This window comes from Cellulomonas sp. 73-92 (assembly GCF_001898175.1).
Lineage (GTDB): Bacteria > Actinomycetota > Actinomycetes > Actinomycetales > Cellulomonadaceae > Cellulomonas.
On sequence record NZ_MKTH01000014.1, the window covers coordinates 303,349 to 317,020 of the forward strand.

The window sequence follows — 13,672 nt, forward strand, 5'->3', positions numbered from 1 at the left end:
ATGAAAGCGGACGTCGCGCAGGGGCGGTGTCCGGACGTCGAAGGAGCGGCACATGCGCGCACATCTCATGGCGCGTCGCCTCGGTGGCCTCACCGCTGGCATCGCCGGCCTGATGGCTCTGGCAGCTTGCGGATCCGGGTTCTCCGGTGGTGGCACGTCCCCGACCGGCACGGCCGGCGGCACGGGTGGGGGGTCCGGCTCGTTGACCGTCCTCATCGGGTCCAGCGGCGACGCGGAGACCCAGGCCGTCACCCAGGCGGTCTCGTCCTGGTCCGCGACCTCGGGCACACCGGCGACGGTGCGTCCTGCCTCGAACCTCAACCAGGAGCTGGCACAAGGCTTCGCCTCCGGGCAGCCGCCGGACGTGTTCTACGTCAGCGCGGACTCGTTCCAGGGCTACGCCGCCAACGGCTCCCTGCTCGCGTACGGGGACAAGCTCGGCGCGGTGTCGGACTTCTACCCCTCGCTCGTGCAGCAGTTCACGTACAAGGGCAAGCTCTACTGCGCGCCGAAGGACTTCTCGACGCTCGCCCTCGTCATCAACACCGACGACTGGACCGCGGCGGGCCTGACCGACGCGGACATCCCCACCACGTGGGACCAGCTGGCGGCCGACGCCAAGAAGCTCACCGGCAACGGCCGGGTGGGGCTGGCCTTCAACGGTGAGTACGCCCGCATCGGGGTGTTCCTCGCGCAGGCCGGCGGCACCATGGTCAGCGCCGACGGCAAGACCGCCACCGTCGACAGCAGCGCCAACGTCGCGGCGCTGACCTACGTCCAGACGCACCTCAAGGACGGCACGTTCGCGTACGCGTCCACCGTCGGGGCGGGCTGGGGCGGCGAGGCGTTCGGGACCGGGAAGGCCGCGATGACCATCGAGGGCAACTGGATCACCGGCGCCATGACGTCGAACTACCCGAACGTCAAGTACAAAGTGGTCCCGCTGCCCGCGGGCCCGGGCGGCAAGGGCACGCTCCAGTTCACCAACTGCTGGGGCATCGCGGCCGACTCGAAGAACCAGGACAAGGCCATCGACCTCGTCAAGTACCTCACCGCGACCGACCGCCAGGTCGGCTTCGCCAAGGCGTTCGGCGTCATGCCGTCCGTGCAGTCCGCCGCAGCGGCCTACAAGTCGCAGTTCCCGGAGCTGACGGCGTTCATCGACTCGGCGTCGTTCGCGCAGAACACGGTCACGGCGAACGGTGCCGCGGCCGTCATCACCGACTTCAACTCCAAGCTCGAGGGCTTGGCCACGGGCGACCCGAAGGCGATCCTCTCGTCCGTCCAGACGAACCTGCAGGCCGTCCTCAACCAGAACCAGTAGGCGACGCGGGGTGACCGGGCACGTTCCGCCCGGCCACCCCGCGGCCGTCGCCTCGGGACGTGGGAGGCAAGGATGACTGCCGTCGCGGCCGGCCCGGTCCGGCGGAGGAAGTACCGCTCGGTCACGCGGCGCAACGGCGCCGGCTGGGTCTTCATCGCCCCGGCGGTCGTGCTGCTGGTCGTCTTCCTCGTGGTGCCCGTGCTCATGGCGCTGTGGGTGAGCTTCTCCGACTGGAGGGGCCGAGGCAGCCCCCTGGCCGCGGGCGTCAGCTTCGTCGGCTTCAAGAACTACTCGACGCTGCTCCTCGGCGGCGGCCTGACGACCGCGGACCTGGGGACGTCGCTGCGCAACAACTTCTACTACGTGCTCTTCGTCGTGCCCGTCCAGACGGTGCTCTCCCTGGTGCTCGCGTTCCTGGTCAACCGCAGGATGCTGCGCGGCAAGGGCTTCTTCCGCACGGCGTACTACTTCCCCTCGGTCACCAGCTCGGTCGCGATCACCGTGCTGTGGCTGTTCCTGTTCACGTCGACGGGCGCGATCAACGGCGTCCTCGGGTGGGTCGGCTGGCACGGACCGAACTGGTTCAGCGAGCCGAGCGGCCTCATCCACCTGCTGCTCGGCAAGCTCGGCGTGCAGCAGCCGCCCGGCCCGCTGGCGAACCACGGGTTCGTCGGCATCTCGTGGTGGGAGTGGCTGGCCGGCCCGTCGGTCGCCATGACGGCCTTCATCCTCATGGCGGTCTTCACCACGTCCGGCACCTTCATGCTGCTGTTCCTCGCCGCGCTGCAGTCCATCCCGGCGGACGTCGACGAGGCGGCGATGATGGACGGCGCGACCGCGTTCCAGCGCTTCCGCCGCATCACGGTGCCGATGCTGCGCCCGACGATCTTCACGGTCGTGACGCTCGGGCTCATCGGGTGCTGGCAGGTGTTCGACCAGATCTACACCGGGACCCAGGGCGGCCCCGGGAAGACGACCCTCACCCCGGCCTTCCTCTCCTACCAGAGCGCCTTCAACGAGCAGAAGTGGGGCTCGGGCGCCGCGGTGGCGTTCATCCTCTTCGTCATCATCGTGGTGTTCACCGTGCTGCAGCGCCTGGTGCTGCGGGAGCGGGACACCGTCCCGCGCCGCAAGCGGTTCGTGCGCGGGGAGGGGGGCACGCGATGAGCGCCACCACGACCGCGTCGCCGACGACGACCACGCCGCGGCGGACCGTCACGGAGCGGCGCCGGCCGCACCGGGCCGGCACCATCGCCGTCTACGTGGTGCTCGTCGTCATCGCCGTCGCGTACATCTACCCGTTCCTCATCCAGGTCGTGACGAGCTTCAAGACCGACGCCGAGGCGCAGCAGAACGCGCTGTCCCTGTTCCCCAGGACCTGGACCACCGCCGCCTACCAGAAGCTCTTCGGCAGCTCCGACTTCCCGCTCTGGTTCCGCAACTCGCTCATCGTCACCGTCTGCGTCACGGCCGGCCGCGTCTTCGTCGACTCGCTCGCGGGGTACGCCCTGTCGCGGCTGCGGTTCTTCGGCCGCAGCGTCGCCTTCGCCGCGCTGGTCGCGGTGATGGCCGTGCCCGGCGTCGTGCTGCTCATCCCGAAGTTCCTGGTCATCAACCAGCTCGGGATCTACAACTCGTTCGTCGGGCTCATCGTGCCGCTCATCGCGGACGCCGCCGGCATCTTCATCATGAAGAACTTCTTCGAGTCGATCCCCGCCTCGGTCGAGGAGGCGGCACGCATCGACGGCGCCGGGACGTTCCGGTTGTGGTGGTCGATCGTCCTGCCCATGGCGACGCCGGCGCTCATCACCATCACGATCCTGGCGTTCCAGGGCTCGTGGAACGAGCTGTCCCACTTCATCGTCGCGTCGAGCGACGCGCGCCTGTTCACCCTGACCAAGGGCGTCGCGCAGCTGGCCTCGGGCGGCCTGGGCTCGGGCACGCAGTACCCGCTGAAGCTCGCCGCGGCCGCGATCATGACGATCCCCGTCGCCGTGCTCTTCTTCGTCTTCCAGCGCCGCATCATGGGCACCGGCGCGGGCGCGGTGAAGGAGTAGGGCTCAGCCCGGGGCGGCGGTCCGGGCGAGCCGGCGCCACCGCCGGCGCAGCCCGACGAAGGCCCAGACGAGCCCGACGAGCAGCAGCACGACGAGGACCGGCACGAACACCGCGACGAGGCTGAGGCCGACCGAGGCGCCGTCCTCCGCCGTCGACACCAGCGGCGCCCCGGCGCCGGCGGTCGCCACGTTGACCACGGGCCGCGCGGTGGCCTTGCCGGCGTGGACGAGCCCGGCGACGGCGACGCCGGCCAGCACGGTCACCCACGGGTGCGCCTGGATCCAGCTCGACGACTCGACGTCCTTCGCCACGCTCGTCGCCGCGAAGACCACGCCGCCGCTCGCCGGCCGGATGAAGGTCTGCACGGCGTCGTTGACGGAGTCGACCGCCGGGATCTTGTCGAGCACCATCTCGGCGAGCAGCAGCGCCACGCCGATGCCGATCGCCCACCAGCTCGACATCCACTCGTAGCCGGACGGCAGGGTGACCACGGTGGTGAACCGGTCGAGGAGCGCGACGACCAGGAACGGGATGTACGCGTTGAGCCCGGCCGCGGCGGACAGCCCGATCCCGGTGAGGGCGGCCAACATGGCTCGACGGTAGCGCGAAGGTGCCGGTTACGATGGCGCGAAAGGGGGTTGCCATGCGCTTCCTGCCCGGCCACCAGGCCACCCACGACCTCACCTACGGGGACGTCTTCCTCGTCCCCTCCCGTTCCGAGGTCTCCAGCCGGTTCGACGTCGACCTCGCGACCACCGACGGGACGGGCACCACCATCCCCGTGGTGGTCGCCAACATGACCGCCGTCGCCGGCCGCCGGATGGCGGAGACGGTGGCGCGCCGCGGCGGCATGGCCGTGCTGCCGCAGGACACCCCGTCCGACGTCGTCGCGGACGTCGTCGCCAAGGTCAAGCGGTGCCACAGCGTCGTCGAGACCGCCGTGACGGTGACACCGCACGACACGGTCGGCGAGACGCTGGCGCTCATCGGCAAGCGGTCGCACGGCGCGGCCGTCGCGGTCGCGGACGGGCGCCCGGTCGGCGTGGTCACCGAGGCGGACTGCCAGGGCGTCGACCGGTACACCCAGGTCGCCGAGGTGATGGCGTCCGACCCGACGACGATCGACCTCGCGGTGCTGGAGCAGGGCGGCGCGTCCGGCCTGCGGACGGCCTTCGATCGCCTGCACGCCGCCCGTCGCCGCTTCGCGCCGGTGGTGGACGCGTCCGGGCGGCTCGTCGGCGTCCTCACGCAGGTGGGCGCGCTGCGCTCGTCGATCTACGCCCCGGCGCTCGACGACCGGGGACGGTTGCGCGTCGCCGCGGCGATCGGCATCAACGGCGACCCGAAGCGCAAGGCGGCCGAGCTGCTCGAGGCCGAGGTCGACGTGCTCGTCGTCGACACGGCGCACGGCCACCAGCGGAAGATGCTCGAGGCCCTGGCCGCGGTGCGCTCGCTCGCGCCGGGCGTGCCCGTCGTCGCCGGGAACGTCGTCACCGCCGAGGGCGTGCGTGACCTGGTCGACGCCGGGGCCGACGTCATCAAGGTGGGCGTCGGCCCGGGCGCGATGTGCACCACGCGCATGATGACCTCCGTCGGACGTCCCCAGTTCTCCGCGGTGCTCGAGTGCGCCACCGAGGCCCGTCGGCTCGGCCGCCACGTCTGGGCCGACGGCGGGGTGCGGTACCCCCGGGACGTCGCGCTCGCGCTGGCGGCCGGCGCCTCCCAGGTGATGATCGGCTCCTGGTTCGCCGGGACCCACGAGTCGCCCGGCGACCTGCACGCGGACCCCGACGGCCGGCTCTACAAGGAGAGCTTCGGCATGGCCTCGGCGCGGGCGGTGGCGGCCCGCACCCGGGGCGGTTCCGCGTTCGACCGCGCGCGCAAGGGTCTCTACGAGGAGGGCATCAGCTCCTCGCGGATGTACCTCGACCCGCAGCGGCCGGGCGTCGAGGACCTGCTCGACCAGATCACGTCGGGCGTGCGCTCGGCGGCGACGTACGTCGGCGCCGCGACCCTCGGCGAGTTCTACGAGCGGGCCGTCGTCGGGCTCCAGTCCGCCGCCGGGTTCGACGAGGGCCGGCCGCTGCCGGACGGCTGGTGACCGGCGCGGCGGAGGCGACGGGCGAGCCGAAGCCCGTCCTCGTCCTCACGCACGCGCCGCACGAGGGACCCGGTCTCATCGGGGGGCTCCTCGGCACGCCCTACCGCGTCCGGACGGTGCTCGACGACCCGGAGGCCCGGCTGCCCGCGGCCGACGACCTCGCCGGGCTCGTCGTCATGGGCGGCCCGATGGATGCCGACGACGTCGCCGGCCACCCCGGCCTGGCCGCCGAGACCCGGCTGATCGCCGACGCCGCGGCCGCCGGCGTGCCGGTGCTCGGGGTCTGCCTCGGGATGCAGCTGCTCGGGCTGGCCCTGGGCGCGCCCCTGTTCCGCCGCGCCGGCCAGGAGGTCGGGTTCGGACCGGTGCACCTGGTGGCGGACGACCCGGTGCTGAGCGCCCTCGGCCCGGCGGGCTCGTCGCCGACGGTGCTGCACTGGCACTCCGACGCCGCCGAGCTGCCGGACGGCGCCACGCTGCTTGCGTCGACCGCGGCGACGCCGGTGCAGGCGTTCCGGTGGGGGTCCGCGCTCGGCCTCCAGTTCCACGTCGAGCTGACCGAGAGCCACCTCCAGCTGTGGCTCTCGACGCCCGACATGGTGTCGGGGCTGTCCGACGACGAGGTGGGGCGGATCCGCAGCGACGGCGCGGCGCTGCTGCCCGGCGTGGCCGCGGCCGGTGCGGCGCTGGCCGGCCGGTTCGCCGCGCAGGTCGCGCAGCGCGCGCACGACGAGGCCACCACGGCGGCGCGGTGACGGCCGCCCCGTCCGACGCGGACGCCCGCGCCGAGCTCGTCGCGCTCGTGCGGCGCGGCATCGAGTGGCGGGTCGACGCCGGCCGGGTGCTCGACGCTCCCGCCACCGCTCGTCACGCGGCCGTCCTGGTGCTGTTCGGCCGCCTCGACGGCGTCCCCGCCCGCGCGGGCGGCCCGGTGCCGGCGGACCTCGACGTGCTGCTCCAGCGGCGCGCGGCCACCCTCGGCCACCACCCCGGGCAGGTGTCCTTCCCCGGCGGCGGGCTGGAGCCCGGTGAGACGGCGGAGCAGGCCGCGGTGCGCGAGGCGGTCGAGGAGACGGGGCTGGACCCGGCCGGCGTCGAGGTCCTCGGCACGCTCGCGGATCTCGCGCTGCCGGTCAGCAACCACCGCGTGACGCCGGTGCCGGCCTGGTGGGCGCGCCCCTCGGCGGTGGCCGCGGTCGACCACGCCGAGACCGTCGACGTCTTCCGCGTCCCGGTCGCCGACCTCCTGGACCCGGCCAACCGGGCGGTCGTCGTCCACCGGCGGGCCGGCGCCACCGTGCGCACGCCCGCCTTCGAGGTGGCCGGCATCCTCGTCTGGGGCTTCACGGCGATGGTGCTCGACGGCCTCTTCGACGCGGTCGGCTGGACCCGCCCCTGGTCGCACGAGCGCGTCGTCGTGCCGTGACCCACCCGCTGCACGAGATCGCCGTCGACGAGGCCCTGGTCCGCGCGCTGCTGGCCGGGCAGCACCCGGACCTCGCCGGCCTGCCCCTGGTGCGCGCCGCGCAGGGCTGGGACAACGTCACGTTCCGGCTCGGCGACGACCTCGCGGTCCGGCTGCCCGCCCGCGCGGTCGCCGCTCCCCTGGTGGAGCACGAGCAGCGCTGGCTGCCCGTGCTGGCACCCCTGCTGCCCGTGGCGGTGCCGGTCCCGGTGCGGCTCGGTCGCCCCGGTCGTGGCTTCCCGTGGCCGTGGAGCGTCGTCGCCTGGATCGAGGGCACACCGGCCGACGAGCTGACGGCCGCCGAGCGTGACGTCTGGGCCGCGGAGCTGGCCGGCGCCCTGGCGGCGCTGCACCGGCCGGCACCCGCCGAGGCACCCGCCAACCCCTTCCGGGGCGTCCCGCTCGCCACGCGCGACGACGTCGTCTCCGCGCGGCTGGCGGCCCACCCGGCCCACGACGTGCTTCTCGACACCTGGCGGCAGGGGCTGGCGGCGCCGGCGTGGGACGGCCCGGCGGTGTGGCTGCACGGCGACCCACACCCGGCGAACCTCCTGGCAGCCGACGACGGCCTCGCGGGGATCCTCGACTTCGGCGACGTCGCCGCGGGCGACCCGGCGTCGGACCTCGGTGCCGCGTGGGCGACGTTCACCGCCACCGGCCGCGCCCGGTTCTGGGCGGCGTACGCCGCGGCGTCCTCGCTCTCGCCTGACCGGCTGGCCGCGCTCCATGTCCGGGCGCGCGCCTGGGCCGCCGCGCTGGTGCCGCCCTACACGGCGCACCCGGACGAGCACCCGGGCCTCGCGGCGGCGGGCGCCCACGCGCTCCGCGAGCTCGCGTCCGACCTCCGCTGAGGCGGCGCCGGCCGGCCGCCCGCGGTCACTGCCGGGCGCGGCCCCGGCGCGTGGCCCACATCGCCAGGACGGCGAAGACGGCGACCCACGCCACCCAGTTGAGGACCAGCGTCCACATCGGGTCGACGTGCGTGCTGGTCACCGAGTGCCCCTGCATCTGCGGCCAGCGCGCCAGCCCCGCGTACCCGTACATCGGCGTCCACCGGGCGATCTGCTGCACGGTGCCGGAGAGCGGGACGAAGAGGTTGCCGAAGAACGCCCACACCACGAGCGAGGCCGAGGCGACGCCGATGGCGCTCTCGGAGTGGAACAGCTGCGCGATGACCAGGCCGTACAGCGCGAAGATCGACGACCCCAGCCACGTGACGAGGAAGGTCGCCAGCCACACCCAGGGCTCCGTGACCCGCGCACCGGTGGCGGCGCCGACCACGGTGACCGCCAGCGCCCCGACCGCCGACACCACCAGCGCCACGACCACCTTGGTCGCGACGAACCCCGGCGGCCGCAGGGGCGTCAGGGCGAGCTGTCGCCCCCACCCCTGGAGCAGCTCCATCGCGGCGGAGGCGGCGATGGACGTCGCAGCGATCGACGCCCCGTACGCCGCCATCGCGGTCATGACGTAGAACCGGGTGTCGCCCCTCCCGACGGCGTCGGCGCTCGCGCCGAACGCGGTGCCGAAGAGGACGTACATCACCACCGGGAGGGCGATGACGAACGAGATGTACATCCCGTCGCGCAGCTGCCGTACCAGGTCGATCCGCAGGTAGGTCGCGTTCACTCCCCGTCCCCCTCCCCCGTCAGTGCGAGGAACGCCGACTCGAGCGTCGGGGCGGCGATCTCCAGGTCGTGCCCGCCGAGCTCGGTGAGCAGGATGCGGGCGACGTCGTCGGACGAGGTCCCGTTGACCGTGACGCGCTCACCCTCGCGGTGCACCTCGCGCACTCCCGGCACCGCCCGCAGCCGGTCGAGCACACCGTCGGCCGCACCGGGCACCGTGGCGAGGACCGTGCGGTCGCCGACGAGGCCCCGCAGCTGGGCCGTCGGCCCGTCCGCCAGGATCCGGCCGTGGTCGATGAGCACCGTCCGCGGCGCGAACGCCTGGGCTTCCTCGAGGTAGTGCGTCGCGAACAGCACGGTCCGGCCGTCGCGCGTCTCCTCGTGCATGGTCTCCCAGAAGGAGCGCCGCGCGCCGACGTCCATCCCCGCCGTCGGCTCGTCGAGCACGAGCACCTGCGGGTCGGGCAGCAGCGCCAGCGCGAACCGCAGCCGCTGCTGCTCGCCGCCGGAGCAGGCGCGCACCTTGCGCCGCGCCAGGTCCGTGACGCCGGCCCGTTCCATGACGACGGCCATCCGGCCCTGCGCGCCGTGCAGCGCCGCGATCGCCAGCACGGTCTCGCCGACGGTGAGGTCGCGCAGCAGCCCGCCCGACTGGAGCACCGCGGAGACGCGCCCGCCGCGGGCCGCGGTCTCCGGGGTGCCCCCGAGGACCTCGACGGTCCCCTCGGTCGGGGCGATGAGCCCGAGCACCATGTCGAGCGTCGTCGTCTTGCCGGCGCCGTTCGGGCCGAGGACCGCGACGATCTCCCCCGCCTCGACGGTGAGGTCGATCCCGTCGACGGCGACCACGGGCGCGGCCGCGGACGAGTACACCTTGCGGACGCCGCGCAGCGACAACGCGGGAGGGGACGGGGTCACGGTGCCAACCCTGGTCCCCCTGGCCCACGCCGTCCAGATCAGAGGCCCGCTGACCAGCGCGTGCCGGCTGCGCTCAGGCCCGGGGGTCCAGCACGGAGGCGAGGAACAGCGGCCAGCCGGTCTCACCGTCGCCGACGACGAACAGGTAGGGCCGGTCGACGAGGAGCTCGACCGGCGGTGGCGCGGGAGCGCCGGCGGCCGCCACCCCGAGCTCGGTGACCGCGGCCGCCCGCGTGCCCTCTTCGTCGACCGTGAGCACCGCCTGCTGCCATGCCTGGCCGAGGTACAGCGCCGGGTGGGGCTGCTCGAGCATACCGTCGAGGCCCGCGGTGCTCGGATCGAGCAGCCGGCCCAGACCCATCGCGGTGATCGAGCGGAGGAGGTCGACCTTCGTCGTCATGTCGAGCTTCGGCAGCGCGACGAACGCGTCCTGCGCCGCCGCGGTGCCGAGCGCCGCGACGAGGGCGGCCACCGTGGCCGGGTCGGCCCTGGCAGGATCGGCCGCCGCCGACGAGCCGGGGGGCGGCAGGATCACGTCGGCGTGAAGGTCCGCGGTGTACGGCAGCCGGAGCGCGCGCCAGCCGTCGCGCTGGATGTAGGCGAAGCTGCCGGTCTGGTGCATGGTGGCGACCGTGACCTGCGCGCCCGACGGCAGGGTGAACGGCCCGTCGTCGGTGCCTGCGGCGTCGAACGGCTGCTGCCAGCGGGCGGCGAGCGCGACCGCGTTCTGGAGCACCAGCGCCAGCATCGGGTCCGGGACGACGGCCGACCTCTTCACCAGCCCGCCCGTGTTCTCGTTCACCCAGGCGTCGAGGTCCTTTTCTTCCCGGCCGCCGAGCTCAGGTCCGTCACCAGCACGCCCGCGCCGTACCCGCGGACGAGCCGAGCGAGGTAGGACTCGGTGATCCGCCATCCGTCGTCCACCACCACCTGGTTGGCGACGTGCACCACCGGCTTGGCGGGCAGCTCCTTCGCCTGCACCGCCGCCGGGTCGCCCTCGTACCGCGCGAGGGCCGCCGTCAGGGCGTTCACCGCGTCGGTGCGTTCCTGGCCCGGGGCGCCGAGGACCTCGTCGAGCCTCGCGGCGCTCGCACCGTCGGCCCCTTCGGCGAGCATCGCCAACGCCACGAGGAGGCTCGCGGGAGACACGACCGCACCGCCCGGCGAGTCGGCCGGGTCGCTGGCGGCCAGCGCCGCGAAGCCGGCGCGCCACGTCGCGGCGACGACGGGATCGACCGCCGTCGCCGTGCCCGGCGCCACCGCGTCGCGCACCCCGGACCCCGTCTGCAGCCCGTGCGCCGTGCGATCGCCGCCGGGCGGGATCGTCGTCACCGCTGCCCCCCGACCGGCGCACGCCCCGAGCGCGAGCACGCACGCGACCAGACCCGCCACCGCTCGACCTCGTCCCATGCCGGGATCATGTCGGCGGCGGGCACGGCCTTGCGCTCGCCCACGTTGCGGTTCGGCCTCAGACGCCGGCGACCTGCCGCAGCACGTACTGCAGGATGCCGCCGTTGCGGTAGTAGTCCGCCTCGCCGGGGGTGTCGATGCGCACCACGGCGTCGAACGCGACCACGGAGCCGTCGTCCTTCGTCGCTCGCACCGCGACCGTCCGAGGGGTCGTCCCGCCGTTCAGCTCCGCGACGCCGGTGATCTCGAAGGTCTCGGTGCCGTCGAGGCCCAGCGCGTCGGCGGTGCGCCCCTCCGGGAACTGCAGCGGCAGCACGCCCATCCCGATGAGGTTCGACCGGTGGATGCGCTCGAAGCTCTCCGCGATGACGGCCTTGACGCCCAGCAGGCTGGTGCCCTTCGCCGCCCAGTCGCGCGACGAGCCCGAGCCGTACTCCTTGCCGCCGAGCACGACGAGCGGCACGCCGGCCGCCTGGTACGCGACCGAGGCGTCGTAGATCGTCGCCTGCTCGCCGGTGAGGAAGTTCACGGTCATGCCGCCCTCGACGCCCGGCACCAGCTGGTTGCGCAGCCGGATGTTGGCGAACGTCCCGCGGATCATCACCTCGTGGTTGCCGCGCCGCGAGCCGTACGAGTTGAAGTCCTTGCGCTCCACGCCGTGCGCCTGCAGGTACTGCGCCGCCGGGCTGCCGGGCTTGATGGACCCCGCCGGGCTGATGTGGTCGGTGGTGACGGAGTCGCCGAGCTTGGCCAGCACGCGCGCCCCGACGATGTCGGTCACCGGCTCCGGGGCGGCGCCCATGCCCTCGAAGTACGGGGGCTTGCGCACGTAGGTGGACTCGGCGTCCCAGCCGAAGGTGTCGCCCTCCGGCGTCGATCGACGAGTCGATCGTCGCCTGCACCTCCTCCGGGCTCGGCCAGATGTCGCGCAGGAACACCGGCGAGCCGTCCTCGGTGCGGCCGAGCGGCTGCGTCTCGAAGTCGAAGTCCATCGTCCCGGCGAGCGCGTACGCGATGACCAGCGGCGGGCTGGCCAGGTAGTTCATCTTGACGTCGGGGTTGATGCGGCCCTCGAAGTTGCGGTTGCCGGACAGCACCGAGACCACCGCGAGGTCGTGCTCGTTGACGACGGCCGAGACCTTCTCGTCGAGCGGGCCGGAGTTGCCGATGCACGTGCCGCAGCCGTAGCCGACGAGGTGGAAGCCGAGCTTCTCCAGGTACGGCCACAGGCCGGCCTTCTCGTAGTAGTTCGTCACCACCTGCGAGCCGGGGGCCATGGAGGTCTTCACCCACGGCTTGGCGGTCAGGCCCTTCTCCACCGCCTTGCGCGCCAGCAGGCCGGCGGCGAGCATCACCGACGGGTTCGACGTGTTGGTGCAGCTCGTCACCGACGCGATCGCCACCGCGCCGTGGAAGAGCTCGAACTCCTTGCCGTTCGAATCGACGACGTGGTGCCGCGCGTGGCCGTCGGCGCTGTACGCCGGGGCGTCCGACGCGGGGAACGACTCCTCGTCGGCCTCGTCGACCCCCGCCAGCTCGGGGACGTACGCGGGCAGGTCCCGCTCGAACTGCTGCTTGGCGCGGGACAGCTCGATCCGGTCCTGCGGGCGCTTCGGCCCGGCGATCGACGGCACCACCGTGGACAGGTCGAGCTCGAGGTACTCGGAGAACACCGGCTCGCGCGACGGGTCGTGCCACAGTCCCTGCTCCTTGGCGTACGCCTCGACGAGCGCCACCTGCGCGTCGGAGCGCCCGGTGAGGCGCAGGTAGTCCAGCGTCACCTCGTCGATCGGGAAGATCGCCGCGGTCGAGCCGAACTCGGGGCTCATGTTGCCGATCGTCGCCCGGTTGGCCAGCGGCACCGCGGCCACGCCCTCGCCGTAGAACTCGACGAACTTGCCGACGACGCCGTGCGACCGCAGCGTCTGGGTGATCGTCAGCACGACGTCGGTCGCCGTGACGCCGGCGGGGATCTCCCCGGTCAGCCTGAAGCCCACCACGCGCGGGATGAGCATCGACACGGGCTGGCCCAGCATGGCCGCCTCGGCCTCGATGCCGCCCACGCCCCAGCCGAGCACGCCCAGCCCGTTGACCATCGTCGTGTGGGAGTCGGTGCCCACGCACGTGTCGGGGTAGGCCTGCACCACGCCGTCGACGTCGCGGGTCATCACCACGCGCGCGAGGTACTCGATGTTGACCTGGTGCACGATGCCCGTCCCCGGCGGCACCACCTTGAAGTCGTCGAACGCGGTCTGGCCCCAGCGGAGGAACTGGTAGCGCTCGTGGTTCCGCTGGTACTCCAGCTCGACGTTGCGCTCGAAGGCGTCCGGCCGGCCGGCGACGTCGATCTGGACCGAGTGGTCGATGACGAGCTCGGCGGGCGCCAGCGGGTTGATCCGCGTCGGGTCGCCGCCCAGGTCGGCGATCGCCTCGCGCATGGTCGCGAGGTCGACGACGCACGGCACGCCGGTGAAGTCCTGCATGATGACGCGCCCGGGCGTGAACTGGATCTCGGTGTCCGGCTCGGCGTCCGGGTCCCAGCCGGCCAGCGCGCGCACGTGGTCGGCGGTGATGTTGGCACCGTCCTCGGTGCGCAGCAGGTTCTCCGCCAGCACCTTGAGGCTGAACGGCAACCGCTCCAGGCCCGGCACCGTGGCCAGCCGGAACACCTCGTACGACGTCCCGCCGACCTGGAGTGTTCCCTTGGCACCGAACGTGTCCACGCTGTTCACTGCGGCTCCTTCTCCGGGTCGTTCCGGGGGGATTAT

Annotated in this window: 12 protein-coding genes and 1 pseudogene; 7 read left to right on the forward strand and 6 right to left on the reverse strand. The window is 73.2% G+C overall.

Going from position 1 to position 13,672, the window contains the following annotated elements; genetic code table 11:
- Positions 1 to 52: 52 nt before the first annotated feature.
- From BGO37_RS11690 to BGO37_RS11700, 3 genes are all read left to right on the forward strand, one after another.
- A complete protein-coding gene (locus BGO37_RS11690; RefSeq protein WP_291755056.1) occupies positions 53 to 1,324 on the forward strand; it encodes an extracellular solute-binding protein in 1,272 nt (423 codons plus the stop codon).
- A gap of 72 nt (positions 1,325 to 1,396) precedes the next feature.
- Entirely contained in the window at positions 1,397 to 2,491 is a 1,095-nt protein-coding gene (locus tag BGO37_RS11695; RefSeq protein WP_291755057.1) for a carbohydrate ABC transporter permease, read from the forward strand.
- Positions 2,488 to 3,381 carry a carbohydrate ABC transporter permease gene (locus BGO37_RS11700; protein ID WP_291755058.1) on the forward strand — a complete coding sequence of 298 codons (894 nt, stop codon included), beginning with the start codon at positions 2,488 to 2,490 and terminating at the stop codon, positions 3,379 to 3,381. The genes BGO37_RS11695 and BGO37_RS11700 overlap by 4 nt, the downstream gene beginning before the upstream one ends.
- A 3-nt stretch (positions 3,382 to 3,384) precedes the next feature.
- On the opposite strand, the gene BGO37_RS11705 is transcribed toward BGO37_RS11700, so the two are convergent.
- On the reverse strand, positions 3,385 to 3,972 hold the full coding sequence (locus tag BGO37_RS11705; RefSeq protein WP_291755060.1) for a DUF4126 domain-containing protein: 588 nt from the start codon (positions 3,970 to 3,972) through the stop codon (positions 3,385 to 3,387).
- Between the two features lie 53 nt (positions 3,973 to 4,025).
- On the opposite strand from BGO37_RS11705, the gene BGO37_RS11710 reads away from it, so the two are divergent.
- The 4 genes from BGO37_RS11710 to BGO37_RS11725 are packed head-to-tail and all read left to right on the forward strand — an operon-like array spanning position 4,026 to position 7,799.
- Positions 4,026 to 5,483, forward strand: coding sequence for a GuaB1 family IMP dehydrogenase-related protein (locus tag BGO37_RS11710; protein ID WP_291755061.1), 1,458 nt, complete (start codon positions 4,026 to 4,028; stop codon positions 5,481 to 5,483).
- Entirely contained in the window at positions 5,480 to 6,238 is a 759-nt protein-coding gene (locus tag BGO37_RS11715; protein ID WP_291755063.1) for a type 1 glutamine amidotransferase, read from the forward strand. Before BGO37_RS11710 ends, BGO37_RS11715 begins: the two co-directional genes overlap by 4 nt.
- Positions 6,235 to 6,909 (forward strand): CoA pyrophosphatase, encoded by a 675-nt coding sequence (locus BGO37_RS11720; protein ID WP_291755064.1) that lies wholly within the window; start codon positions 6,235 to 6,237, stop codon positions 6,907 to 6,909. The genes BGO37_RS11715 and BGO37_RS11720 overlap by 4 nt, the downstream gene beginning before the upstream one ends.
- Positions 6,906 to 7,799, forward strand: coding sequence for an aminoglycoside phosphotransferase family protein (locus tag BGO37_RS11725; protein WP_291755067.1), 894 nt, complete (start codon positions 6,906 to 6,908; stop codon positions 7,797 to 7,799). The genes BGO37_RS11720 and BGO37_RS11725 overlap by 4 nt, the downstream gene beginning before the upstream one ends.
- A 25-nt stretch (positions 7,800 to 7,824) precedes the next feature.
- Here the strand turns inward: BGO37_RS11725 and BGO37_RS11730 are convergent, their stop codons facing one another.
- The 5 genes and pseudogenes from BGO37_RS11730 to BGO37_RS11750 all read right to left on the reverse strand — a co-directional run bounded on the left by BGO37_RS11730 (position 7,825) and on the right by BGO37_RS11750 (position 13,636).
- Positions 7,825 to 8,577: an ABC transporter permease gene (locus BGO37_RS11730; protein WP_291755070.1), complete on the reverse strand. Its 753-nt coding sequence runs from the start codon at positions 8,575 to 8,577 to the stop codon at positions 7,825 to 7,827.
- The gene (locus BGO37_RS11735; RefSeq protein ID WP_291755072.1) at positions 8,574 to 9,494 is read right to left on the reverse strand and encodes an ABC transporter ATP-binding protein; all 921 of its coding nucleotides are present in this window, start codon (positions 9,492 to 9,494) and stop codon (positions 8,574 to 8,576) included. Before BGO37_RS11735 ends, BGO37_RS11730 begins: the two co-directional genes overlap by 4 nt.
- A gap of 73 nt (positions 9,495 to 9,567) precedes the next feature.
- Positions 9,568 to 10,296 carry a serpin family protein gene (locus tag BGO37_RS11740; protein WP_291755075.1) on the reverse strand — a complete coding sequence of 243 codons (729 nt, stop codon included), beginning with the start codon at positions 10,294 to 10,296 and terminating at the stop codon, positions 9,568 to 9,570.
- Entirely contained in the window at positions 10,293 to 10,826 is a 534-nt protein-coding gene (locus tag BGO37_RS11745) for a serpin family protein (protein WP_291755211.1), read from the reverse strand. Before BGO37_RS11745 ends, BGO37_RS11740 begins: the two co-directional genes overlap by 4 nt.
- Before the next feature lie 136 nt (positions 10,827 to 10,962).
- Positions 10,963 to 13,636, reverse strand: a pseudogene (locus BGO37_RS11750) (aconitate hydratase).
- Between the last annotated feature and the right edge of the window lie 36 nt (positions 13,637 to 13,672).

Bases quoted from the DNA above. Each gene is read 5' to 3' on its own strand.
- BGO37_RS11690 (WP_291755056.1), top strand. From the start codon at position 53: ATGCGCGCACATCTCATGGCGCGTCGCCTCGGTGGCCTCACCGCTGGC.
- BGO37_RS11710 (WP_291755061.1), top strand. From the start codon at position 4,026: ATGCGCTTCCTGCCCGGCCACCAGGCCACCCACGACCTCACCTACGGG.
- BGO37_RS11700 (WP_291755058.1), top strand. From the start codon at position 2,488: ATGAGCGCCACCACGACCGCGTCGCCGACGACGACCACGCCGCGGCGG.
- BGO37_RS11695 (WP_291755057.1), top strand. From the start codon at position 1,397: ATGACTGCCGTCGCGGCCGGCCCGGTCCGGCGGAGGAAGTACCGCTCG.
- BGO37_RS11705 (WP_291755060.1), bottom strand. From the start codon at position 3,972: ATGTTGGCCGCCCTCACCGGGATCGGGCTGTCCGCCGCGGCCGGGCTC.